At 60.6% G+C, this 24,409-nt stretch carries 18 protein-coding genes, 1 pseudogene and 1 riboswitch; of the genes and pseudogenes, 14 read left to right on the top strand and 5 right to left on the bottom strand.

Going from position 1 to position 24,409, the window contains the following annotated elements; translation table 11 throughout:
* Positions 1-264: 264 nt before the first annotated feature.
* On the bottom strand, positions 265-1,386 hold the full coding sequence (locus ADM64_RS10095; protein WP_049194065.1) for a Dyp-type peroxidase: 1,122 nt from the start codon (positions 1,384-1,386) through the stop codon (positions 265-267).
* 193 nt (positions 1,387-1,579) lie between these two features.
* Positions 1,580-1,778: riboswitch (cobalamin riboswitch) on the top strand.
* Between the two features lie 39 nt (positions 1,779-1,817).
* Here ADM64_RS10095 and metE point away from each other — a divergent pair.
* Complete coding sequence (metE, locus tag ADM64_RS10090) at positions 1,818-4,127, top strand: 5-methyltetrahydropteroyltriglutamate--homocysteine S-methyltransferase (protein WP_049194064.1); 2,310 nt, start codon at positions 1,818-1,820, stop codon at positions 4,125-4,127.
* Positions 4,128-4,412: 285 nt separating this feature from the next.
* Here the strand turns inward: metE and ADM64_RS10085 are convergent, their stop codons facing one another.
* The 4 genes from ADM64_RS10085 to ADM64_RS10070 form a co-directional block, all read right to left on the bottom strand.
* Entirely contained in the window at positions 4,413-8,456 is a 4,044-nt protein-coding gene (locus ADM64_RS10085) for a Pls/PosA family non-ribosomal peptide synthetase (protein ID WP_049194063.1), read from the bottom strand.
* Positions 8,453-9,271 (bottom strand): MarR family winged helix-turn-helix transcriptional regulator, encoded by an 819-nt coding sequence (locus tag ADM64_RS10080; protein ID WP_049194062.1) that lies wholly within the window; start codon positions 9,269-9,271, stop codon positions 8,453-8,455. Before ADM64_RS10080 ends, ADM64_RS10085 begins: the two co-directional genes overlap by 4 nt.
* A gap of 157 nt (positions 9,272-9,428) precedes the next feature.
* A complete protein-coding gene (locus tag ADM64_RS10075; RefSeq protein WP_016421494.1) occupies positions 9,429-9,725 on the bottom strand; it encodes a rhodanese-like domain-containing protein in 297 nt (98 codons plus the stop codon).
* Positions 9,726-9,878: 153 nt separating this feature from the next.
* Positions 9,879-10,352, bottom strand: coding sequence for an inorganic diphosphatase (locus tag ADM64_RS10070; protein ID WP_049194061.1), 474 nt, complete (start codon positions 10,350-10,352; stop codon positions 9,879-9,881).
* 124 nt (positions 10,353-10,476) lie between these two features.
* Between ADM64_RS10070 and dacB the strand changes: the two genes are divergently transcribed.
* The 13 genes and pseudogenes from dacB to panC all read left to right on the top strand — a co-directional run.
* Positions 10,477-11,961 carry a D-alanyl-D-alanine carboxypeptidase/D-alanyl-D-alanine endopeptidase gene (gene dacB / locus ADM64_RS10065; protein ID WP_241486363.1) on the top strand — a complete coding sequence of 495 codons (1,485 nt, stop codon included), beginning with the start codon at positions 10,477-10,479 and terminating at the stop codon, positions 11,959-11,961.
* A gap of 48 nt (positions 11,962-12,009) precedes the next feature.
* The gene (locus ADM64_RS10060; protein ID WP_049171905.1) at positions 12,010-13,290 is read left to right on the top strand and encodes an amidase family protein; all 1,281 of its coding nucleotides are present in this window, start codon (positions 12,010-12,012) and stop codon (positions 13,288-13,290) included.
* Positions 13,291-13,300: 10 nt separating this feature from the next.
* On the top strand, positions 13,301-14,374 hold the full coding sequence (tilS, locus tag ADM64_RS10055) for a tRNA lysidine(34) synthetase TilS (RefSeq protein WP_241486362.1): 1,074 nt from the start codon (positions 13,301-13,303) through the stop codon (positions 14,372-14,374).
* 121 nt (positions 14,375-14,495) lie between these two features.
* A complete protein-coding gene (gene hpt, locus ADM64_RS10050) occupies positions 14,496-15,080 on the top strand; it encodes a hypoxanthine phosphoribosyltransferase (RefSeq protein WP_049190659.1) in 585 nt (194 codons plus the stop codon).
* Positions 15,081-15,349: 269 nt separating this feature from the next.
* The gene (gene ftsH, locus ADM64_RS10045; protein ID WP_049194059.1) at positions 15,350-18,028 is read left to right on the top strand and encodes an ATP-dependent zinc metalloprotease FtsH; all 2,679 of its coding nucleotides are present in this window, start codon (positions 15,350-15,352) and stop codon (positions 18,026-18,028) included.
* Between the two features lie 9 nt (positions 18,029-18,037).
* Complete coding sequence (folE, locus tag ADM64_RS10040) at positions 18,038-18,613, top strand: GTP cyclohydrolase I FolE (protein WP_049194058.1); 576 nt, start codon at positions 18,038-18,040, stop codon at positions 18,611-18,613.
* A gap of 86 nt (positions 18,614-18,699) precedes the next feature.
* Positions 18,700-19,641, top strand: coding sequence for a dihydropteroate synthase (folP, locus tag ADM64_RS10035; protein ID WP_049194067.1), 942 nt, complete (start codon positions 18,700-18,702; stop codon positions 19,639-19,641).
* Positions 19,642-19,646: 5 nt separating this feature from the next.
* Entirely contained in the window at positions 19,647-20,051 is a 405-nt protein-coding gene (folB, locus tag ADM64_RS10030; RefSeq protein WP_049194057.1) for a dihydroneopterin aldolase, read from the top strand.
* The gene (gene folK, locus ADM64_RS10025; RefSeq protein WP_049194056.1) at positions 20,048-20,560 is read left to right on the top strand and encodes a 2-amino-4-hydroxy-6-hydroxymethyldihydropteridine diphosphokinase; all 513 of its coding nucleotides are present in this window, start codon (positions 20,048-20,050) and stop codon (positions 20,558-20,560) included. The genes folB and folK overlap by 4 nt, the downstream gene beginning before the upstream one ends.
* A gap of 2 nt (positions 20,561-20,562) precedes the next feature.
* Positions 20,563-21,069, top strand: coding sequence for a DUF3180 domain-containing protein (locus ADM64_RS10020; protein ID WP_049194055.1), 507 nt, complete (start codon positions 20,563-20,565; stop codon positions 21,067-21,069).
* Positions 21,066-22,337 carry a DUF6779 domain-containing protein gene (locus ADM64_RS10015; RefSeq protein ID WP_049194054.1) on the top strand — a complete coding sequence of 424 codons (1,272 nt, stop codon included), beginning with the start codon at positions 21,066-21,068 and terminating at the stop codon, positions 22,335-22,337. The genes ADM64_RS10020 and ADM64_RS10015 overlap by 4 nt, the downstream gene beginning before the upstream one ends.
* Positions 22,338-22,401: 64 nt before the next feature.
* Positions 22,402-23,322, top strand: a complete 921-nt coding sequence (locus ADM64_RS10010; protein WP_049194053.1) for a Rossmann-like and DUF2520 domain-containing protein — start codon at positions 22,402-22,404, stop codon at positions 23,320-23,322.
* 97 nt (positions 23,323-23,419) lie between these two features.
* A pseudogene (gene panC, locus ADM64_RS10005) lies at positions 23,420-24,361 on the top strand (pantoate--beta-alanine ligase); the annotation flags it as partial.
* Positions 24,362-24,409 lie beyond the last annotated feature (48 nt).

Below are 24,409 nucleotides of genomic sequence, written 5' to 3'. Positions count from 1 at the left end.
CCCCAAAGGCACCAACTTTACCGATGTCACCGACCAAGAGGTCGCCGAGGCGGAAGCATTGCTGAATAACCGGCCGCGGGTAGTGCTCGACGGGTTAACTCCCCGGGAGGTAATCTCTGGTGTTATCCATGATGCAATGACCGCCTGACCCTACCGGCCCGAAAGTGTCATAAACTAGGTCAGTTTCACATTTGCAGCCCGTCAGCTTTTAGTCCGTCAGGCCTTAGCCCGCCAAGTCAGTTTTTCGCCGCCAGCTTGCAGCCGCTACCCCTCAATCAACTCCTGTCCCCAGTAAGAATCAGGGGTAGTGCCAGGGGCGATCCAATACACAGCGGAGCCGATGTGACGGTTCCACTCATTGAGCAAATCGCCGCGATCCAAACGGGCCTGGATTGCGCTGAACTGGTTGTCCGGGTTCTTCTGGAATGCAACCCAGACCAGGCCAACGTTCGGTCCTTCGAACGGGAAGGCCGGCTCACCGGGCTGGTCTTCGTAGGCATAGGCGCGGCGACGCAGGGCGTCGTCAGGCTGACCATCCTGCTCACGGGAAAGCGCCAAGTGAGACTGGCGGTGGATGAGATACTCGCCCTGGTCATCGACGGCGTCCATGTCCTCTTCATCGAACTCGTCATTGCCGCCGGAAAGAGGAGCGCCGGTGTGGAAGTCACGACCGATAACGATGGAGCGTTCGTCGGTGCTGAGCTCATCCCAATTGTTCAAGTCGAGGGCAATACGGCGAACAACCATCACGCAGGAGTTGTTAATCGCCTTGTCCTTGGAGTCAATCCACACCTGTTCGGACCATTCCTCCGGAGTGGACGGGTTGACGGTGCCGTCGAGCTGACCCAGCGGGTTGCGTGGGGTAGCGCCGTGAGGCTGCGAACCCCAGGCGTAGGAAAAGCCCTTCTGGAACCACTTCACGCGAGCCCACGGAGCCGCCTTCTTTTCCAGTAGACGGGACGCGGCCGAAACGGTGACGAGATCATCACCGCACAACTGCAGAGCGAAGTCAGACTGGCCCCACTCAGGGCGGAGCATGTCATGCTGGAATGACGGGATATCGTGCAGACCAGCCGGCTTGCGCTCTGGCTTGCCGAGCACATCGAAGATGCGCTCACCGAAACCTGCGGTAATGGTCAGGTTTGCAGTGGCTGCAACCATTTCCGGTTCCAGATACCCCTCGATGTCCTGGCCTTGGGTGAGGCGGCGGGCAACGTCGGTAAGCGAGGAGAACAGTGCCTTCAGATCTGCTGCGTCGACGCCGTCCTTCAAATCGAATGCGACGAGGCGGAGATGTGCTTGGCCGGGCTGTTCAACGCCTGACTGGACCGGGCCATCGAACGGAATCTTGGCGCCCCTCAGGGAAGGTCCGGAAGCCTGTGTCACTCGAGGTCACTCCTTGAAAAGAGGTAGAATAAATAGCTTTTATGACTACGAGCTTAATCACTTTGGTCCCAGCAGGAGAGCATCAAAGCAAAGGCTCGGGGAGGGGGCTAAGTGAATGAGATATTTGTATATTGCGATATACTTCACATCCACAGCCGCCTCGAAGGTGTTCATTAAGGAAAGTGCTGCATATCGCACGTTTTCCGCGCAAGGTGTGTTTTGAGCCTAGCGCGCATAAGGCCTTCGAGTTATGCAGGGGAATCCCGGTGCAAGTCCGGAACTGTCCCGCAACGGTAAGCATCACTGCCAGAGCTTTGGTTTATCCGACGCGTTGATAACCAATCTTTTCAGTGATGACAAGTCCGAATGCCTGCCGGTTGTGCAATTTCATACCCGATGCTGATCACGACTGACGAGGAAATCACGAGATCATGGCAATTCACGCAACCCTCGCGGGCATTCCGCGGATAGGGCGTAATCGTGAGCTCAAAAGAGCTCTGGAAAACTACTGGCGCGACCCGGCGACCGGCGGCCTGTTGGCCGCGACGGCGCGCAACACTGTCAATAGCTACATTGGCGCAGCGTTGAAGGTAGGAATCGACTCGGTTCCGACAATTGGGCGCTCGTTCTACGACTCCATGCTGGATACATCGGCGCTGCTCGGAGTGCTTCCAGCTCGCTTTCAGGATGTCCCGAAAACGGACGGTTCCAACCTGCCGGAATGGATCAACCACTACTTCGCCACCGCTCGCGGTACGAAGACGCAACCGGCATCCGCAATGACCAAGTGGTTCGACACTAATTACCACTACATCGTTCCGGAGCTGTCAGCCGATACTGAATTTACCTCTGACCTCACTGACTGGTTGGATGATTCCTGCAGCTTGAACAATGGCGCCACAACGATGCTGCGCCCTCATTTGATTGGTCCTGTGACCTACTTGAGCCTGTCGCGTACCGACGATGGTTCGAACCCACTCGGCCTGCTGGAAAAGTTGACCGATGCGTACGCGGAAATCATCGCTCAACTGGGGGATAAGGGCTTTGAGTGGATTCAGCTCGATGAGCCAGTATTGGTCACTGACCTCGATGAAGTGACTCTTGCTAGGACTCGCCAGGTCTACGAGAAGTTGGCCGACGTGGCGGAGTCTGCGAATACCAAGTTGTGGGTGCAGACCTACTTTGGTGATGGTGATCAGGCGCTGGAAACCCTTTCTGGCACAGGCGTGCAGGCCATTGGTTGCGACCTGGTAGCAGGTAGCTCCGAGTTGCCGCATTGGACTGGCAAGGAACTGCTGGTTGCGGGCATTGTCGATGGTCGTAATGTGTGGCGCACCGACTTGGATGCAGCTCTGGCGACGCTGGAGAAGCTGGCAGCCCGAGGCCCCATCGCGGTGTCGACTAGCTGTTCGCTGCTACACGTGCCGTATTCCCTGACAGCGGAAGACCCGAGCGAAGAGGATGCCGAGGTGCTGCAGTGGCTGGCCTTCGGGGATGAGAAAATCGCCGAGGTGACCCTTTTGGCGAGGGCGCTTGATGCCAAGTTGAATGACCGCCAACTCGATGCCGCGGATTTGAAGGTGTTGAGGGAGTCCCGGGCAGCACTGGCATCGAGGGCAGAGTCGAAGCGGATTGTTAAGCCTGAAGTTCGTGAAGCTTTGGCGGCAATCGAGGATAGCGACCGTAACCGTTCCCCGTTTGCGGCTCGCCAGGCGGCTCAGGCTGAGGCCCTTAACCTGCCTCCGCTGCCGACCACCACAATCGGTTCCTTCCCGCAGACCAATAGCATTCGTCGTGCACGTGCGCAGTTGCGCGCGGGAGAGCTCACCCCAGTCGACTACGAATCAGCAATGCTCGCTGAAATTCGATGCTCCATTGAGCAGCAGGAAGAATTGGGACTCGATGTGCTGGTTCACGGCGAACCTGAGCGCAATGACATGGTGCAGTACTTCTCGGAGCAGCTGGACGGCTACCTCGCGACCGCCAATGGCTGGGTCCAAAGCTATGGTTCCCGCTGCGTGCGGCCGCCGATTCTCTACGGTGATATCACCAGGCCAGAGCCAATGACGGTGCAGTGGTACAAGGCAGCGGCAAACATGACTGACCTTCCCGTCAAGGGAATGCTCACCGGGCCGGTGACCATGTTGGCATGGTCGTTTGTCCGTGATGACCAGCCCATCGGTGACACTGCGGATAACGTTGCGCTGGTTTTGCGCGATGAGATTGCAGATCTCGTGGCCGCTGGAGCGCAAATCGTGCAGGTCGATGAGCCAGCCATTCGCGAGTTGCTGCCCCTGAATGAAGCGGACCAGCCCGCCTACCTGAAGTGGGCCGTAGGTTCCTTCCGTCTGGCTACCTCTGGTGTGGCTGACGACATTCAGATTCACACGCATATGTGCTACTCGGACTTCAATGAGCTTATCGACACCGTCGATGATCTCAACGCCGATGTCACGTCCATCGAAGCAGCTCGCAACGGTATGCAGGTGCTCGCAGCGCTGAAAGATGAGGGATACGTTCGCGGGATTGGTCCAGGTGTCTGGGACATCCACTCGCCTCGCGTGCCGACGGACGGAGAAGTCAACCAGCTCGTGGAAGATGCGCTTGAAAGCGTTGACCCCAACCTGCTGTGGATTAATCCGGACTGTGGTCTAAAGACCCGAGGTTGGGAAGAGGTTACGGCTTCACTGAAAGTATTGGTAGCCGCAGCTCAGCAGGCTCGGTTGCAGCTAGCAGAGTAAGTCGCGAACTGCATAGCCGCAAAATAAATAGTGGGTTAAGTAGCAAAAAGTGTGTCCGCTCGGCGTGTCGCCGGGTGGGCACCTTTTGCTACTTAGCCCTACTTAGCCCCAATGCGAGTTAGTGACCTCGGTTATGGCTGGCAGCGGGCCAATGGAGTTACTGACCGCGTTTATAGCAAAAATTGTCCGAAAAATGGCTTGAAAGTGTCATAAACTCTCACAGTTTCACATTTGCAGCCCGTCGTGCCTACCAGGCTCCTACCTAAGCCCCCCACTCAATCCGGGCTACTTCTTGGCCACCACTGGCTCAATTGGGTTACCTCGCCAGGAGGTGTGCGCAGGAACATGGTCACCGCGCATGACGAGAGAACCGGGTTCGACGCGGCAGCCGTCGTCAAGCACAGATGCCGGCAGTGCGACTGAGTGCGGTCCTAGGACGGAGCCGTGTCCGATGTGGACGGTGTCGAGCGTCATCACGCGGTCGGTGAACAGGTGCGTCTGAACGACACAACCACGGCCGACAGAAGCGCCCCGCTCGATTTTGACAAGGTCGGTCTCGGGCAGCCAGTACGTCTCCAGCCACACCCCGTGGCCAACGTTCGCGCCGAGCAGACGCATCGCGCGTGCGATACCGCCGGTGGCCATCGCCGGGTTCAGGTACCACGGTGCGGCAACCATTTCGACGAATGCATCCTGCAGCTCATTGAGCCAGACGAACTTGCTCCACAGTGGGTGATCACCGGGCTTGTGCTTGCCGACGCACACCCACTTGGCCACGACCGTGATGAGCAGCCCCAGCACACCAACAATCAGTAGCACGGCAGGGGAGAGCAGCCACGCGACCAGCAGGCCGAGCAGGGCAGCGCCAACGCCACCTGCAGTGACCAACTCCGCGGTGAACATGCCAAGGGCCTGCAAGATAAACAGCGTGACCGTAGCCAACATGAGAGAGACCATCGGTGCCAGGACGCGCAGTGTCTCGACGATGCCGCGGGCGACCTTCAATCCCGTAGTCGGACGGTAGGTCTGCGCCGACTCATCGCTGGAGACGGTGCCCACGCGGCGCATGCGCTCTGGCGGCGAACCCCACCAGTTGGAGCCGGACTTGGTCTTCTTCGGGGTAGAGGACAGCACGGCCACCAGCGAGTTCTTCGCCAGCTTGCGTTCTGGAAGCGTGATGCCGGAGTTGCCCAGGAAGGCGCGCTTGCCGATGCGGGAGTCACCCACCAGCAGCCAACCGCCGCCGAGCTCGTAGCTGCCGACCATGGTGTCGTCAGCCAAGAAGGACTCGTCCTTGACGTGCAAGAACTTCGGAATACCGATCGCGGTGGAGACTTCGCTGTCGTGACCAATTTGGGCGCCCAGTGCACGCAGCCACAGCGGCGTCAACATGGAGGCGTAGATGAAAAATAGGTCGTGACGGGCAGCGTCCATCAGGCGAATTGTCGCCCACGACTGCCAACCCACGCGCGAACGCACCGGGAACACTCCCGGCTTCAGGCCGATGCTGAACAGGCGCACGAGAATCAGCGTCAGCAGGGCATACACCGCAACACCGACGAAGGTGGCGGGAATAGCCCACAGCACGGCGCTACCCAGCGTTGGCCAGAGATTCGAGGTGGTTAGCTCGGTGGTGCCGTCGATAAGCCCCGTGCCCCAACCGATGACAGCAGCCATCGCGACCGCAGCGGACAGCGGCACCAGCGTCAGTAACACAGCAGTAAGACCGTAGATAGCCACCCAGTGGCGACGCGCCGGCGGGACTTCCTCCGGGAAGCGGTGCTTGGACCGGCCGACCTTGCGAGCCGGGGAACCCGACCAGCGCGCACCAGCCTTGACCTTCTTTTCACCGGTGACGGTGGAACCCGCCTCGATGTGAGCGTCATTGCCGATACGCGCGCCGGGCAGCAGCGTGGAACGGGCACCGATGCGGGCGTGCTTGCCAATAGTGACCTCGCCGACGTGGACGACATCACCATCGACCCAGTATCCGGACAGGTCTACCTCCGGCTCGATCGAGCAGTAATCATCCAGTTTGACCAGACCCGTCACCGGCGGCAGCGCGTGCAGATTCACGCCCTTACCAATGCGGGCACCCAGCATGCGGGCATACCACAGCACGAACGGAGCGCCCGCCACTGAGTGGGCGCCGGAGCTCTCTGCCAGGCGTTCAGCCGCCCATAGGCGCAGATGCACCGAGCCGCCACGCGGGTAATCACCCGGGGCGATGTTGCGCGTGAGCAGGCGTGTCGTCGCCGCGTTGATGGGCATAACCCCCAGCGGGGTCAGGAACAACACGGCCAGTACAGCCACCAACCAGCCTGGTAGTGCCAGCGGCCCGCCGATAACCCAGTTGATAATCGCAAGCCACGTTACCCAGCGCATGCCACGTGCCCACTGCAGAGGCACCATGAGGCCGACCTGCGCCCAACGGGTCTTGCGGGAGACAGGCGTCGGCTCGGGCACCTTTTCCAGGTGGGCGGTGGGGTCTGGCGCGTCGGCAAGCATGTCGTCGCTGATGAAACCGCGAGCGACCAATTCCTCGGCGAGGTTTCCCAGGCGTGGGTGGTCGTAGAGATCGCGCACGGCGACCTGTGGGGCGCGCTGACGAATGCGCGCGATGACGCTCGCCGCCGCCAGCGACGTGCCGCCCAGGGCGAAGAAGTCCGAGGCTGCGCCGGGCGCAGGTACGGACAGCACGTCGGCCCAGATATCGGACAGCCATTTCTCCACAGGGCTCAGCTTGTCGACGTCGCCCTCACCCGCACGTGCAGGCAGTGGCCACGGCAACGCCGCCTTGTCGACCTTGCCGGAGGTGCGAACCGGCAGCTCATCCATGATGTGCAGGCGTGGCACCATCGCGGCTGGCATGGCATCGCGGAGGGTGTCCATGCACTTGTCGTAGTCCATGGCTGCGGCGTCGCCACCGGCGCCGACGTAGCCGACCAGGATGGAGTCGCCAGCACCGGTCTTCTGCACCACGACAGTCGCCTGAGTAGCGCCGGGGAGGGCAGCCAGGTGCGCCTCGACCTCGCCGAGCTCAATACGGCGCCCGCCGATTTTCACCTGATCGTCGACGCGGCCGGTGAAGTACAGTCCGCCCTCATCCATGATGACGTGGTCGCCGGTGCGGTACGCGCGCTCCCAGCCCAGGGCTGGCAGCGGCGCGTACTTCTCGGCGTCCTTCTCCGGATCCAAGTAGCGCGCGAGTCCCACACCGCCGATGACTAGCTCACCCTTCGTGCCCGGTGGGACGGGGTTGCCCTCCTCGTCGATAACGGTGAGGTCCCAGCCGTCCAGAGGAAAACCAATGGTCACGGGCTTGCCAGGCTTCAGCTCGATGCCGGAGGCCACGACGGTGGCCTCGGTGGGGCCGTAGGTGTTCCACATCTCGCGCTCAGGGGTGGACAGGCGCTCGACCAGCTCTTGCGGGCAGGCTTCGCCACCGACGATGAGTAGGCGCACGCTGTCGAGTGCTTCAGCGGGCCACAGGCCGGCCAGTGTTGGGACCGTGGAAACGGCCGTGATGTGGCGGGAAATCAGCCATGGGCCCAGGTCTACACCGGAGCGCACCAGCGAACGTGGGGCCGGCACCAGGCAGGCGCCATTTCGCCAGGCCAGCCACATTTCCTCACAGGAGGCGTCGAAGGCGACGGACAGTCCGGCGAGAACGCGGTCGTCCGGGCCGAGCGGCCCTTCCGGGTGGTTGGCCAAGAACCAGCGGGCCTCCGCATCGACAAAAGCGGCGGCGCTGCGGTGGGTGACCGCCACGCCCTTGGGCTTGCCGGTGGAGCCAGAGGTGAAAATAATCCAGCAGTCATCGTCAGGAGTGGGCTCCTGCGAGATGATCTCGCGTGCGTTCGGCGGCGTCGGTTCCGTCGCTTCCTCGTCGGAGTCGGCGTCGAAGTCCAGCGGGCGGGGGCGATTACGCGCCGTAGAGCCAGCCAAATGTAGGCCTTCAGCATCGAAGTAACCAGCGATACCGGCCTCGCCGAAGACCATTTCGGCACGCTCGTCGGGGTCGTCCGCATCCACCGGAACGTAGGCGGCACCGGCAGCCATGATGGACAAAATTGCCAGGTAGAGCTCGCGGCTTCCCGACGGCATCCGCACACCAATGCGGTCGCCGCGACGGATGCCCTGTTCGTAGAGCCACGTAGCTGTGGAATCAATCTCGTTGATTAATTCCGCATACGTGACGACAACCTCGCCGTCATCGATGGCCTCAGCCTCAGGGAACCTTCGCGCGGTCGCCCGGACAATGTCAATGAGTGTGCGCTCAAGCGGCTGTTCCGTAGCACGTAGGAACTTCGCTTCAGTGGTTGTCACTTGAGAGCCCCCTTCTTATTCTTCTTGCGCTTTTTCTTCTTCTTCGACTTCTTCCGTTTAGGACGCTGGGCATCGCTTGACGACGTCGCCTGCGTCTTATTCTCCGCCATGTTCTTGGTGTCTGTCTCAGTGGCCGTGACCTCTGGGGTAGCGGTCTCGGGGTTCTTCGCGCCGGCATCGGTTTCGGGGCTTGCAGCGGAGTCGTCGGCAAGCGATGCAAGCAGCGCGCGTACCTCGGGTGCGCATTCGGCGACGGCGGCGCGTTCGGCTCTGCGGAGTGAGCGTCGCAGAGATGCGCGGGTGGTGTTGCCCGTTTCTGTCAGCGCGATGAGCTGGCGGCGTCGATCCTTGGAGTCTCGGGTGCGTTCGACTAGATTTGCCGACTCCAGAGAGTCAATCAGGCGAACCATGTCAGAGCGGTCCATGCCGAGCAGCGCGCTCAGCTCGGTTTGAGCCATGTCGCCGCCATCGGCGATAGCCTCCAGAACCCAATACCCGCGGATGGAAATCGACTCAATCTGAGTGCGGCCCAGAGCCGCGTTGACACTGGCGCGGACAGCCGCATCGAGCTGTGCCAGGCACCAGGACGCGGATTTGCGCAGGGCGGCCGGTGTGACGGCGAGTTCGCTTGCGGAGCCGGGCTTGCACTTGGACTTAGCGCTGGCCTTGTTTTTCGCTTTCGCTCCCTTGCGAGCCTTCTTCGCCTTGGTGCTGCTCTGTGCGTCGACAGCAGGCACCTTCGCGTCTACGGCGGCTGCCACACCACCGCTGGTGTCGGCTGAGTCCGCCGAGGAAAGTACGGATGAATCAGACATACTTCCCATACTAGACAATCTGGGGAACCATCAATAATGGGACATGGCCAACTAATAATGTCCCTGTTTGCCTGCGGATTGTTAGAAGGTCGGTGCTTTGGGGTGGGTAGATAAAAGAAAAACTGCCCTGCAGGTAGGCAGGGCAGTTGTAGTTGATTTAGTTGGCCTTCTCCATTGGGCGGCCGAAGTGCTCCCAGTCGATCATGCCGCCGGTGATGACGATGGTGTCGATACCGTTCTTCTCCAACCAGGAAGAAACCTGAGCGGCACGTCCACCGGAGCGGCACATCAGGTAAATGTCGGAATCCAAATCTAGCTCGCCGTAGCGGGACGGAATCTCTTCCATGGGGATGTGAACGGCGCCGGTGGCGTGGCCGTCATCCCACTCCATCTGTGAGCGGACATCAATGATCTGTGCGTCTTCGGGTACTTCAGATACGTTTACGGTTTCCATAGTGCGCACTATACGCAATCTGGCCTTATCGCCGGAAGCACAAAGGCCGCCGGAGGAAAACTCCGACGGCCGTAGCGCTGAATCACAGGAACTGCGTCAAAGGTGCGAGCCCCAGGAAGGGAGGTTGGCTAGCGCAATTCTTACTTGTGGCTCTTACTTGTGGCGCTCGATAGCCTCAGTCAGGATGCGCTCAGCCTCAGCCTTGTCGCCCCAGCCCGAACCGGAAACTTCCTTGCCCGGCTCCAGGTCCTTGTAGTGGACGAAGAAGTGCTCAATCTCGTCCTTGGTGAACTGGGAAACATCATCGATGTCCTGGTAGTGGTCGAAGCGGACATCATCCAGGACGCACAGCAGCTTGTCGTCGCCGCCGGCCTCGTCGGTCATCTTGAAAACGCCGAGCGGACGAGCCTTGACAATAACGCCCGGGAAAACCGGCTCCGGCAGGATCACGAGAGCGTCCAACGGGTCGCCATCTTCGCCGAGGGTTTCATCGATGAAGCCGTAGTCGGCCGGGTAGGCCATTGGGGTGAACAGGTAGCGGTCGAGGTAGACCTTGCCGGTCTCGTGGTCGACTTCGTACTTGTTGCGCTGACCCTTCGGGATCTCAATAGTGACCTCAACGCTCACGGCGATGACTCCTTATAATCGGTGTACACTTCTCTGACGGCTATCTTATGCGAAACCCGCTCAAAACCGTTTATTTGTGCACCTTAAGTGAGGTTTTGTTTCCAGGAAGAAGGTGTTTGTGACCGTGGGCAGTACCGACTCTGACAGCTCCAAAACCGCCGCTAAGGGCACGGAAAAATCGCCCAGTTCCGTAAAATCCGGCAAGTCCAAGAAGTCGCGTGGACTGAAAATCGGCGGTGCCATCGCCGGTGTTCTCGTTATCGCAGCGGGCAGCGGCGTAGCGGTTGTCGTCAATAACAATCGTCAGATTGTGGTCGATGCGCCGCCCGCCGTCAGTCAAGCTTCTGTTCCCGTGACGGCTGCGCAGTCTTCGCTTGACGACGGCACTCTGGCCCAAAAAGTCAGCGCCATCATGGACGCTGCTGCGGCTGATCCAGCCTTCGGTGAGCTGCATGGAATTGTCAGCGATGCTTCGACCGGCCAGAAACTGTGGGGGATCAATGACACCGCGGTGGCCTTGCCGGCGTCCAGCATGAAGATTCTCACCGCGTCTGCCGCACTGTTGGACTTAGGTGAAGATCATCGGGTTTCCACCCGCGTCTCCCGGGTTACGGGGACTAATGACATCGTTTTGCACGGCGGGGGCGACCCTACCTTAAGCAAGGACGGGGAAGGGTTCTTCCAGGACTCGGCTTCAATCGCTGAGTTGGCGAAAAAGATTTCCGTGGTCATTCCGGAGGGGGTCGGCAAGGTTTATCTCGACAACTCTCTATTCACCGAGAGTTTCCACGAGACCTGGGAGCGCGAGGGGTTGGAGGACGGCTACATCGCACCGGTGGAGTCGGTGATGATGGATGCCGGTCGTATCGATCCGACGAATGAAGAATCGCAGCGCAGCGCCACGCCCGCTGCGGATGCAGCTGATGCGCTGGCCAAGGCGCTTGGTGCGGAAAACGGAGGCAGCCTGAGGGATGCAGCCAAGGATGGTCAGTCACTACCTCTGGACCCAGACATTGTTGCGCTCGTGCAGTCGGCTCCGCTAGTTACCCGTGTGCACGAGATGATGATTTACAGCGACAACGTGCTCGCAGAGTCCATTGCCCGTGAGGTGGCTATCTCTCGCGGTCTGCCGCCGACCTTTGAGGGGGCCGCACGTGCCGTGCGTGACACTCTCGCGGAGCACGGTTTTCCTCTCGATGGTGCGGTGCTGTCGGACTCCAGCGGCCTGAGCACGGATAACCGTATTTCTCCGCAGCATCTCTCCGAGGTGCTCAATTCCGCCGCGGGGCCGGTGGAATCGGCTGAGCAGGGAGGACTGGCGGAGTCGCAGGAGTCGTCGGAAAGCACTGCGTTGCGGTTGCGCCCACTGTTGGACAGCCTGCCGGTGGCGGCAGTGTCCGGCACTCTGGCGACGCGCTTTGCTGGTCAGTCCGGGGCGGGCATCGTCCGTGCGAAGACAGGCACGCTGAATAAAGCCTCGGCGCTGGCGGGGTATGTGGTGACGAAGTCGGGGCAGGTGCTGACGTTCGCATTTATTTCCAATGAAGCGAGCCTGTTGCCAGCAAGAGCTGCGGCGGATAAAGCAGCGAGCGCACTGGCAGATATCTAAACTGAGATTCATTTACCACTGAAAATAATTTGAGGAGATGAATCCGCAATGGCCTCTCACACTTCCGCGATTAGGAACTTGCCAACCGTTCACGAGATTGCCGCACTGGTTCGCGAGGGAAAGCTAAGCCCGGTGGACAGCGTGCAGCGCAGTCTCGACGCTATCGCCAGACTGGATGGAGGGATTCATGCCTTCCGTGAAGTGTGGGTGGATAGGGCTCTGCAGGCTGCGCGGGAACTCGAGCACAGCGAGAACCTCTCGGAGTTGCCGCTCGCAGGTGTGCCATTCGCGCTGAAGGAAAACACCGCTCTAGAGAACCCGTTTGTCCAGCAGTTGACTAGCGCCGGTGCAATCGCAGTGGGAACTACGGTGAATCCGCAGTTCTGTACGTGGGGGACGACGACGCTGCCGGGGCTGGCCGTCGACAATCCGATTCTGCCGGGGCACACTCCGGGTGGGTCCTCCGGCGGATCCGCAGCGGCTGTCGCCGCTGGGATGGTTCCGTTTGCGCAGGGCAACGACGGCATGGGGTCACTGCGTATCCCTGCAGCGTGCTGCGGGCTTTCGACCCTGAAGGCGACCCCGGGAACAATGCCGGGGCGCGTGGGCGGCAATGACTGGTACGGAATGTCTGTCCAAGGGGTGCTCACAGTCAACAACGAGGACTTGCGCCTGATTACCAAGATCCTCACAAATGGCATGGTGGATGCGGAGGATCCGGCGAAGACCCTGCCTGAAAACTTCGCCGTCAGCGTGGACACCACTGCGCCCGTATTCGGGTTAAAGGCTGCACCGGAGTACGTCGATGCGGCGCAACAGGCGGCGAGAGTATTCGCGGACAAGGGCTTTGCGGTGACGGAAAAGAACATGCCGTACCCGCTGAACCCACTGCCGATGCTCGCGCGCTGGACTGCGGGGGTGGCGGATCAGCTGCGCGACGAGCCGCGCCCTGATCACCTGGAGTGGCGCAACCGAGTCCACGCCGGCATTGGTCGCTTGCTGCGTTTCACAATCAATGGCCGCCAAGTGGCACGCGATGGCGCCCGCATCGAGCGTGAGCTGCCGGGTGACACCATTTTGATTACCCCAGCTTTGGCCAAGAATCCACCGCGGATCCGCGCATGGCATCGCATGCCCTGGATTGTGAACCTGTTGTCCAATCTGCGCTTCACTCCTTACGTTTCGACGTGGAATTACCTGGGTTTCCCGGCCGGCATCGTTGTGGAGCCGACTTCTGGATTGCCGGTGCAGCTGATTGCCCGCCCGACTCAGGAGCGAATTCTGCTCACGGCGATGGAGACCATCGCAAGTGGTGGGCGCGTTGGCTAGACCTTCCACGTTGGCTAGGCCTTTTTGGCCGGACCGCAGCCCTCATTTCCTCATCATTCGGCAAGCTGTCCGCGCGATAGTGCCGCAGGTGGGGCAGGAGTTGGGCGGCGGTATCGTCATTGGGCTTTCCGGCGGTGCGGATTCGCTCGCCCTGACCGCCGGGGCCTGTGCGGAAGCTTTCGGGTCCAAGGGGGCACTGGCCGGCCGCAACGTTCACGCCGTCGTCGTTGATCATCAGCTTCAGCAGGGCTCTGCAGAAGTCGCTGAGCGCGCCGCCCACATAGCTCGGGGGATGGGGGCTACGGCCGAGGTTATCGCGGTCGATATCAATAACGATTCCGACCGCGGTCCCGAATACGAGGCGCGTTTGGCTCGACACCGAGTCCTACGGCAGATCGCCCAATCTCGAGGTGCGGCACTGATGCTCGCCCACACGTTGGACGACCAGGCGGAAACAGTTTTGCTGCGACTGGCCAGAGGGGGCGGCCCGCAGGCGCTGTCCGCTATCCGAGACAATCTCACGTGGTCGGACGGGACTCGGATTCTGCGTCCGCTGCTCGGTGTGCGACGCACCGACACTCAGCGCTGCTGTGAAGAGCTGGGCCTAAAAGTCTGGCATGACCCACACAACCAGGACGACCATTACGCCCGCGTCCGGGTTCGAAAGACGATTTTGCCGCTGCTGGAGCAGGAGCTGGGTCCGGGAGTTGCGGAAAACCTTGCTAAGACCGCGGGGATTGCAGCAGTCGACAATGACTTTTTGGACGCTCACGCCGATTCGGCTCTGCATGCGCTGCTGGGGGAGGAAGAGGCGTCGGCAAGCGGGAGCCTGTCTGTGCGAGGGGTGGCTGAGCTTGACGACGCCATCGCGGTGCGTGTCCTCGCACGTTGGTTGCGGCAGGCGGGTGCGGAGCCCAGCAGTAAACAGATCGACATGGTGATGGCGCTCGTGCACCGCTATCACGGCCAGGGCGAAGTGCCGGTGACCCGCGGTCGCGATGGTGCTGACAGAAATGCCAGGTTGGTCGTTGAGCGAAAAGATGGCACTCTACAATTGGTAATGAATCGTCCCGCGGTGCCTTAAGAAGGGTGCCGCAATCCAACTTCCGGCGGCTGAGAACAATCGGTTGCCATAACCCTGAACTTGCACTGGGGCAGTTACGCTCCATCGACACGCCGCCATAGAAGTGCGGAAAGGAAATGCGATGCATGATGTGAAGGATTTCAACGTCCCCGCAAACCCCTACGGCGATGAGGTAGAGGCAGTTCTCATTGGCGAAGAGGAGCTGCATGCTCGCATTGCCGAGATGGCGCATCGTGTGAATGAGAAGTACAAGGATGCCGACAACGATCTGATTCTGGTCGCAGTGCTCAAGGGTGCGGTGTTCTTCCTGACTGACTTCGCTCGTCAGCTCAGCATTCCCAGCCAGATGGAGTTCATGGCGGTTTCCAGTTACGGAAACTCCACCTCGTCGTCAGGCGTGGTGCGTATTTTGAAGGACCTGGATCGCGATATTGAGGGACGCGATGTTGTGATCGTCGAGGACATCATTGACTCCGGCCTGACCCTGTCCTGGTTGATGAAGAACCTGCGCAACCGTAATCCGCGCTCCCTGGAGGTCATTACGCTTTTGCGTAAGCCAGAGGCTGTGCGCACCAGCCTGGATGTTGCGGATGTTGGCTTCGACATTCCGAACGAGTTCGTCATCGGTTACGGCCTGGATTACGCCGAGCGCTACCGCGACCTGCCGTACGTCGGCACGCTTCACCCGCGCGTTTACCAGGGCTAGGTCTGTCTTCGGCGCTTATTGCACAGTGCCGATGCTTTACGACGGGCATTGCGCGCGTACCCTCCCGCAGTTCTAGCTGTCTTCTAGCTATGAAAAGTGGGAGTTGGAAACTTTTTTCGGTTGCGATGCGTTATGCCTACTGTGGGGTCAGGTGCCATGAGCCCTGGCCCCACGTTGTGACATTGATGTGTCTTCGAGAAGAACTCGTTGATGCGTACAATTAATAAAAGCAACTAATAGATGTAGAGAGCGAAAAGCGAACCCACTGTATGGACAAGAAAAAGGTGTTCCGGTTTGCCACCGTTGCCGGCATCATCCTGATTATCCTCTTTGCTATTACTCAGCTGGCGGATGATTCCCGGGAATACCGCGAGGTGGATACGTCCGTTGCCCTGACCCAGTTGGATAAGGGCAATGTCACGGAAGCTCAGATTGACGATCGTGAACAGCGAATTCGCCTCACCCTGAAGAAGGGCGTGGAGGTCGAGGGTACTGAGGACGTCACGAAGGTGATGACCAAGTACCCAGCGCGTGCGACCGACCAAGTCTTTGACAAGGTCACCGCCGCCAAGGGTATGGAGAAGTTCGATACCAAGGTCACGCAGGATTCCTTCCTGATGTCCACCTTGGGCTTCCTGCTGCCGATGGTGATCTTCTTCTTCGTCATCATGTACTTCTTCAGCCGCATGCAAGGCGGCAAGAACGGCATGTTCGGCTTTGGTGGCAACCGCGCCAAGCTGCTGAACAAGGAGACCCCGACCAATACGTTCGAGGATGTTGCTGGTGCCGATGAGGCCGTCCAGGAGCTCGACGAGATTAGGGATTTCCTGCAGCACCCAGCTCGCTACGAGGAGCTCGGCGCGAAGATTCCGCGTGGTGTTTTGCTCTACGGTCCTCCCGGTACCGGTAAGACCTTGCTGGCCCGCGCCGTCGCCGGTGAGGCAGGAGTGCCTTTCTACACCATCTCGGGTTCGGACTTCGTTGAAATGTTCGTCGGTGTCGGTGCCTCTCGTGTCCGTGACCTGTTTAATCAGGCCAAGGAAAACAGCCCGTGCATTATCTTCATCGACGAGATTGACGCCGTCGGTCGCCAGCGTGGTGCCGGTATGGGCGGCGGCCATGATGAGCGTGAGCAAACCCTGAACCAGCTGCTGGTGGAGATGGATGGTTTTGGTGATCGTCAGGGCGTAATCATCATGGCTGCGACCAACCGTCCGGATATTCTCGACCCGGCGCTGCTGCGTCCGGGCCGTTTTGACCGACAGATTCCGGTGGGCGCACCAGACCTGAAGGGCCGCGAGGCAATTCTGAAGGTCCACGCCCGGAACAAGCCGCTTGGACCGGATGCGGATCTGACGTCGCTGGCGAAGCGCACCGCCGGTATGAGCGGTGCTGATCTGCAGAACGTGCTGAATGAAGCTGCGCTGCTGACCGCTCGCGTCAACGGCAACATCATTACTGCGGATGCGCTGGAAGAGGCAGTCGACCGAGTTATCGGCGGTCCGCGCCGTACCTCCAAGGTGATTTCCGAGCAGGAGAAGAAGGTCACCGCCTACCACGAGGGTGGCCACACCCTGGCTGCGTGGGCGCTGAAGGACATTGAGCGTGTTTACAAGGTCACCATCTTGGCTCGCGGTCGCACTGGTGGACATGCGCTGACCGTCCCCGAGGACGACAAGGGCATGTATAACCTGCCAGAGCTCTTTGCCCGTCTGGTCTTCGCCATGGGTGGTCGCGCTGCCGAGGAGCTGGTTTTCGGACTGCCGACTACCGGTGCTTCTGCCGATATTGAGCAGGCCACCAAGATTGCTCGCGCCATGGTGACCGAGTACGGCATGTCGCCGGAGCTCGGCCCGGTGAAGTACGGGGAGGAGCAGGGCGATCCGTTCGTAGGCCGTAGTGGCAGCGGCACTCTGGACTACTCGCCAGATGTGGCGGCGAAAATTGATCAGCAGGTTCGTTTGCTGATCAATAAGGCTCATGACGAGGCCTACGCCATCTTGAAGGAAAACCGCGACACTCTCGATGTTCTGGCTGAGAAACTGCTGGAGAAGGAGACCCTGCGTCGTCCGGATCTGGAAGTTATCTTCACCGATGTCGTTCCGCGTGAGCGTCTGAACTTCTTCGATAGGGACACCAAACACCCGGCCGATGGCCGCGAGCCGGTGAAGACACCGGTGGAGTTGGCAATCGAGCGCGGTGAGGAACCGCCGAAGCGTGTCAACATCTTCGCGCCGGTGCGTCGCCGCGAACCGGAGAACCAGGACGCGGGCAACAACGGCAATGGTCAGGGGCCAGCAGGCTCCGCTGGTGCCGGTAATGCTAGTGCTCCGGGTCTGCCGGGCGCCCAGCAGGACCGACCGAATGTTCCGGTTTACGGTGGCACCCCACCGCCGGCTGGTTGGACCGCACCAGGTTGGCCGCCGAAGGATACCGGCAGCACGCACGGTTCGGCTGCCGCACCGGCACCGGCCCCGGCGCAGGCTCCTCGCTCGGAGGGGCAGAGCCAGCCGGGTTCGCAGGATGGCCAGGGCAACACGCGTGGCCAGCACCCAGGCACTGCTAACTACCCAGCAGGCTCCCCGGACTTCGGCTCGAAGGCAACCGGTATTGGTAGCAACGGTGGCAACGGCCCCGCGAATATCCCTGCTCCTCCGAAGATGCCGTGGGACAGGCAGGGGGGATGTCACCACCAGGAAAACTCTGGCAGCGATGACACCCCGACTACGGTGATGCCGTCGGCGGGACAGCAGCAGGAACTGCGCGGATTCCGCTTGCCGGATAACGAGCAGCCGGAATATACAGAACGTTCGGAAAACGCGAAGAACGCCGACAACTCCGATGACAAGGGTGCACAGATGCACGATTCGGATAAAGACGGCGTCGTCAAGCGAAACGAAGACAACAGCGCCTGGCAGGACAAGCCGGACACCAACGAGGAGCGATAAGTACACATCATGGAGCGCGAATTCGATCAGGAGCGAGCCGAGGCTGCGGTTCGTGAACTGTTGATTGCCGTCGGTGAGGATCCCGACAGGGAAGGTCTGAAGGAGACACCGGCGCGAGTGGCGCGAGCCTACCGTGAGGTTTTCTCGGGCCTGTTTGAAGATCCGTCTGAGGTGCTGGCTAAGACCTTCAACGAGGATCACCAGGAACTCGTTTTGGTCAAGGACATCCCGATTTACTCCACCTGTGAGCATCACTTGGTGCCGTTCTTCGGCGTTGCCCACATTGGTTACATTCCGGGCAAGGACGGTCGTGTGACGGGCCTGTCCAAGCTCGCTCGTCTGGTCGATGGCTATGCGAAGCGCCCGCAGGTGCAGGAGCGGCTGACCAGTCAGGTTGCGGATGCCTTGGTGGAGCGGCTGGATCCGGCCTCGGCGATTGTCGTTATTGAAGCGGAGCATCTCTGCATGGCCATGCGCGGTATCCGCAAGCCGGGTGCGCGCACGGTGACATCAGCCGTCCGCGGTGGCTTCAAGACGGATGCCCGTTCGCGCGCAGAGGCAATGGCGCTGATCCGCAAGAGCTAACGCAACAGTTAAATGGTCGATTGGAAAGGCTGGACAACAAGGTGACTGAATCCCCCTTGCAAGAGCAGGCAGGACAGCAGGCGGAGATGGGTGTCGAGAATCAGCTCTGCAAGGTGATGGGCATGGTCAACGTCACCGAGGACAGCTTTTCCGATGGCGGCCTGTACAAGACCTTCGACGCGGCGATTGCCCATGCGCACGAGCTGCTCGCTGAAGGCGCACATATTCTCGACATCGGTGGCGAGTCCACTCGCCCCGGCGCACACCGCGTTTCCGAGGATGAGGAAATTGCCCGGGTCGTGCCGGTGGTCCGCGAGCTCGCGGCAGACGGGCACCTGATCAGCGTCGATACAATGCGCGCAAGTGTCGCAGAGGCAGCAATCGCCGAGGGTGCGGTATTCATCAACGATGTCTCCGGCGGTCTCGCAGACCCCAACATGTACGCAGTCTGCGCCGATGCCGATGTGCCCATCTGTCTGATGCACTGGAAGACCGATCGCTTCGGCTCCGCTTCTGGGCGCGCCGAAACTCACCCGGACGGCATTGTCGCCGATGTTCGTGAGCACCTGCTTCAGCTTGTCGACGGTGCCATGGGTGCCGGAATCGTCGAGGAAAATATTGTCCTCGACCCAGGCCTGGGCTTTGCCAAAAACGCCGATGACAATTGGGCGCTCCTCCACGACCTGCCGGAGCTTATTGACCTCGGTTTCCCCCTGTTGGTCGGTGCTTCCCGCAAGCGTTTCGTCGCCGCCGTTGGCAGTGAGGTACGAGCACCAAAGCAGGCTGATGCCGCGACTACCGCAATTTCCGCGCTGTCCGCAGCGGCGGGCGCATGGGCGGTTCGAGTTCACAATGTGGCCGACAACCTCGACGCAGTGCGTGTGGCGCAGGCATGGAACCTTGGACGTTCACTGAACGGTTACACAGCGACCGGCGACTATCCGGAAGGTGGGTCTAACCGCGCTGCGCAGCACAACGAGTCGGCTGCGGAATCACCAGCCGAGTCGGCTCTGGAAGGAGACGCGTAAACACAGTGGCTGATCGCATTGAACTCAAAGGTCTGAAAGCCCACGGCTACCACGGTTGTCTCGACTTCGAGCGCCGGGATGGCCAGGACTTCATCTGTGATGTCACCCTGTGGCTGGATTTCTCCGGTGCTGCTGCGAGCGATGAGCTGGACGACACCGTCAACTACGCCGACATTGCAGCTACAGCGCACGGAGTTTTAACCGGCACTCCTCGCAACCTCATTGAAACAGTCGCGACCGAGATCGCCGAAGCAGTGCTTGCCGACGACGACGCCCGCGCCGAACGCGGATTGTCCCCACTGTTGCACGCGGTGGAAGTGACCATTCACAAACCACATGCGCCCATTCCGCTTGACTTCGATGACGCTGCGGTGACAGCCCGCCGTTCGCGGAAGAAACGGTTGGCATGATTCGCGCAGTTGTTTCTATCGGCGCGAACATGGACCGCGCGCGAGAAAACCTCACAGGTGTGCAGGACTTCTTCGCCGATGAATTGGTCGCAGCCTCAAAAATTTATGCCACCCCGCCTTGGGGTGGGGTAGAGCAGGGTGACTTCCTCAACGCCGTACTCATTGTTGACACGCGCCGGACACCAATGGAGCTACTGGAAGCTGGTTGGAAACTGGAAAATGACGCTGGTCGAGTGCGTGAAATTCACTGGGGGCCGCGGGCGCTCGACGTGGACATTGTGCAGGTCATCGACAAGGAATCCGGCGAGGAGATTATTTCTGACGATTCGACTCTGACCCTGCCGCACCCGTGGGCAACCGAGCGTGCCTTTGTACTGGTGCCATGGCTCGACGCCGACCCGGATGCCGAATTGGAGGGAGTTCGGGTCGCGGAACTCGTCGATAAGCTGGCACCTGAAGACGTAAACGCGGTGCGCCTAGCAGACAGCGCGGATGGAGAAGGGGCCTAGAGATGAAACCGACCTCACCGATTACGTTGGCAGCATCTGCGCTGGTTCTCGCGCTGGCATCATGGATGATCTTGGCACAGTTTTTCGGTGCGCTCGGGCCGCGAAGTTGGTGGGACCTGGGGTTTCCCTGGCTGCTCACAGCCGTCTGTGTGGCGGCAGCGCGGTGGATTAAGTCGGTACTGAAAGAGGCGAAGGTCGGGCAGGATCGCAGCCAGGTGCAGCCGTTAACGTTGTCGCGATGGTTGGTGGTCGGTACGGCATCCGCGTGGTTGGGTGCGATTCTCGGAGGACTGTACGCCGGTGGCGTGCTGTGGGCCGTGCCGAAGTGGACGGAGCTTGCGGCCGCACAGGCCGACGGGCCGATCATGATTGTCGGCACAGTATCCAGCATTTTGCTCGCTGCGGCGGGGCTGTGGCTGGAAAAAGTTTGCCAATTGCCAACTGATGGCGAAAATTCTTCGCCTCCTAGCGGGGAAATGGGAACTAACTCGGTAGGGTGGGAGTTATGACTGACCTCTCCAACGCCGGTAATGACCCGAAGCGCTCGGGTGATGCCGCATATTTTCAGAGCGACGCGGCAGCTACTTCGTCGGATATGGCCGAGTCTCCGTCTCCGTCGCCTTCTTCAGCCTTCGAAAGCTACTCCGCTGGGGCTAACTCCGGGGCTGATGCGGCATATGCAGATGAGCAGAGCAATGATGTGACGAAATTCAGTTCTACCGATGGTATGACGGAGAAAACCGCCGTCATTCTCATGGTTGTGCTGCTGGTGCTCGCGGTGATTGCCAGTATCGTCATGCTCTTTGCCACCTCTGCCGGGTGGATGAAGGTTGCCGTGCTGCTGGCGTTGTGGTCGGCAGTTATCGGGGCTGTGCTGGTGACTCGATACCGCAAGACCATTGCGCTGGAGCGCAAGCGGTTGGAGACAATCGAGGAGCTGCACAAGGTGGAGCTTGACCGCGAGCTGGCTACTCACCGTGAGCAGGAACTGATTCTCGAGCAGAACTACCTGGACTCGCTTGAGGGCAACAACGATGACAACATTGCGGCGCTGCGCGCTGAGGTCTTTGCACTGCGCGCCCAGCTTGCTGAGTTCATGGGGGAGGATTTCGACGACGAGCAGGTTGCTCTTCGCGCCCAGGCCGAGCGTCTGCGTGAGCTCGACTCGCCACAGCAAGCCTCGCCGATGAAGGATCCGACCGGTCACGACCGGCCGACACCACGCGCGACTTCCCACCGTGCTGAGATGACCGCTAACGGCACTGTCGGCGCTCATACCCAGCACGGCGGCACGGGCTCCGCATCCTCCGCTTCGCCGGTTGAAGATGCCGAGGCCACCGACATGCGCCGTACATTCTCGCCGTCTGGTCAGCCGGTTGACGTCCACGAAGTCGCCGATTCCAAGGATGACGAAACCGTTTCCAAGGAGAAGTTCTCCACTAACTCTTTCCGCGCCATCAACTGGCAGGAAACCCCGGCCGAGGACGCTGCAGAGGATGATTCTCAGGGCGGTGCTCACGAGGCACACGGTGCACGGCACCCATTCGCTGCGCCGGAATCGGACGACGCCTCGGACTCTCCGACTCGCCAGCTGCAGGCCATTCGCGATGAGGACCTCGCAGAAGAGCCAGCTCAGAAACCGGCTCAGGCTCCTGAGCAGGAGCCTGCAAGCCATGGTCGGCGCCGTGCTGAGGACAATAAGGGCAGCCTGACGGTTGCCGAGCTGATGGCGCAGATGCGCAAGAAGAGGGAGCAGCGCGCGGACGAAGAGGCCTAGTCGCTTACCGAGTGTGCGCGGCCTACTCACCGCACATAGCTGGTTTGGTCTAACCTAGTCAGTCATGACGCAAAGCCAGCATGATTCCCATCCCCATCGGACAACCGCTCCGCGGTTGGCGGTGGGGATTATTTCTGCCGGAAAAGTCGGGGTCGCGCTCGGCCAGGCGTTAGAGCGCTGTGGGCATCGTGTCACTCACGTGGTCGCGCGCTCACCAGAATCTGTCACACGAGCGCATCTACGTCTCCCGAACGCACAGGTTAGTAGCATTGCCGACACAGCTTCCACCTGCGAGCTCATCGTCATCGCCGTGCCGGATCGCGCCATCGCAGAGGTCGCCGAGGACGTCGCCCGCCATGTCGGCCCCGGACGCATCGTCATGCATACTTCTGGTTCCCTCGGGCGTGCCGTGCTCGATCCGGTCGCACTCACCGGCGCGCTGACCATCGCCGCCCATCCCGCAATGACATTCGCAGGGCTTGACGACGACTCCGAGCTCCTGACCGGCTGCCCATGGGGCATCACGGTTGGGGATGAGCTCGCGAAAACAGTCAGTGAACTGCTCATTGGTGAACTCGGCGGTCGTCCGGTGTTCATCAACGAACGTCACCGCGGTCTCTATCACGCGGCTATGGCCCATGGCTCAAACGGTCTGGGCGCAGTTGTGGTCGATGCAGTAGAAATGCTGGCAACCACTATCGGCGGAGACACCGCAGCCGAAGACACCGACCTAGCTGAGCTGCGTCGAGGCCAGGCCGCCGAGCTGCTCCGCCCACTGCTGGAAGCTTCATTGGACAATGCCTTGAGGTGGGGTTCCCGGGGGCTGACTGGCCCGGTGACGCGGGACGACCTTGGGACCGTCGTCAAGCACGAACGTGAAATTGAAGCGGTGGCACCGGAAATGGGAACCGCCTACCTGGCTCTTGCCGAGCGCATCGCCGAGCTGCGCGGTGCCAACGAGGTTTTGCGGTACCTACGCCGATGAGCTGAGCGGACTGGCTGTTCTGGTCATCCGGGATGTGGCGTAAGGTATTGCCGTCGGGCGAAAAGTTTGGTCCGGTAGATCTGAACGCGGAGGAAACATGACGGGTTATACCGCCGGAGAGACAACTGTTCACAAGACTATTGCGGGAATCGCGCAGGTCACCCGTGCGTTGCGGAAGACCGGGCGGCCGGTGGTGCTCGTACCTACGATGGGTGCGCTACACCAGGGGCACCTTGAACTAGTACAGGCCGCGAAGACGCTGTCGCGCGCTGTTGTGGTGGTGTCGATTTTCGTCAATCCGCTGCAGTTCGGTGAGGGGGAGGGCTTTGACGCCTACCCGCGGACTCTGGAGGAAGACGTTGAGAAGCTCCGCGCTGTCGGTGCTGAGCTGGTCTTTGCGCCGAACGCGAAGGAGATGTACCCCAACGGTTTCCGCACGACCGTGCAGCCGGGGCCGCTGGCTTCGGAGCTCGAAGGTGCTACTCGCCCGGGGCACTTTGCCGGTGCGTTGACGGTGGTCAACAAGCTTTTCAACATCACCAACTGCACTGATGCCGTTTTTGGTGAGAAGGACTACCAGCAGCTGTGCCTGATGCAGCAGATGGTCACTGACCTGAATATGCCGGTGCAGTTGCACGGTGTACCGGTGATTCGCGAGGCCGACGGGTTGGCTATGAGCTCCCGCAACCGCTATCTGTCCGAGGAGCAGCGCAATCTCGCAGTAACCCTGTCCGCCGCGCTGACTGCTGGTGCTTTTGTCGCGGACCGTGGTGCGGATGCTGTGCTGGAAACCGCGCGTGGCGTGCTCGCCAGCCAGCCTGAGGTCGAGTTGGATTATTTGGAGCTGCGTGACGCTGCGCTCGCCCCGCTTTCCGACGAGGTGTTGCGCGGCGACGGCCAGGAGACTGAAGCTCGCCTACTGGTTGCTGCGAAGGTCGGCACTACTCGTCTCATTGATAATGTTGGCTTGATTCTGGGTGCGCCGCGCCCGGATTCGGCAAACGGTTTCGGTCAGCTCGGGCAGAAGGACGCCGAAATTGCGTCAGCGGCCCTGTCGGCTGCGGGGCTGGACGGCGAGCTGACTGAG

It is taken from the genome of Corynebacterium sp. 401_CJEI, assembly GCF_001076435.1.
GTDB classification, from domain to species: Bacteria; Actinomycetota; Actinomycetes; order Mycobacteriales; family Mycobacteriaceae; genus Corynebacterium; species Corynebacterium jeikeium_D.
The sequence above is the reverse complement of the archived record's forward strand: the minus strand, read 5'-3'. Positions and strand labels throughout refer to the sequence as shown.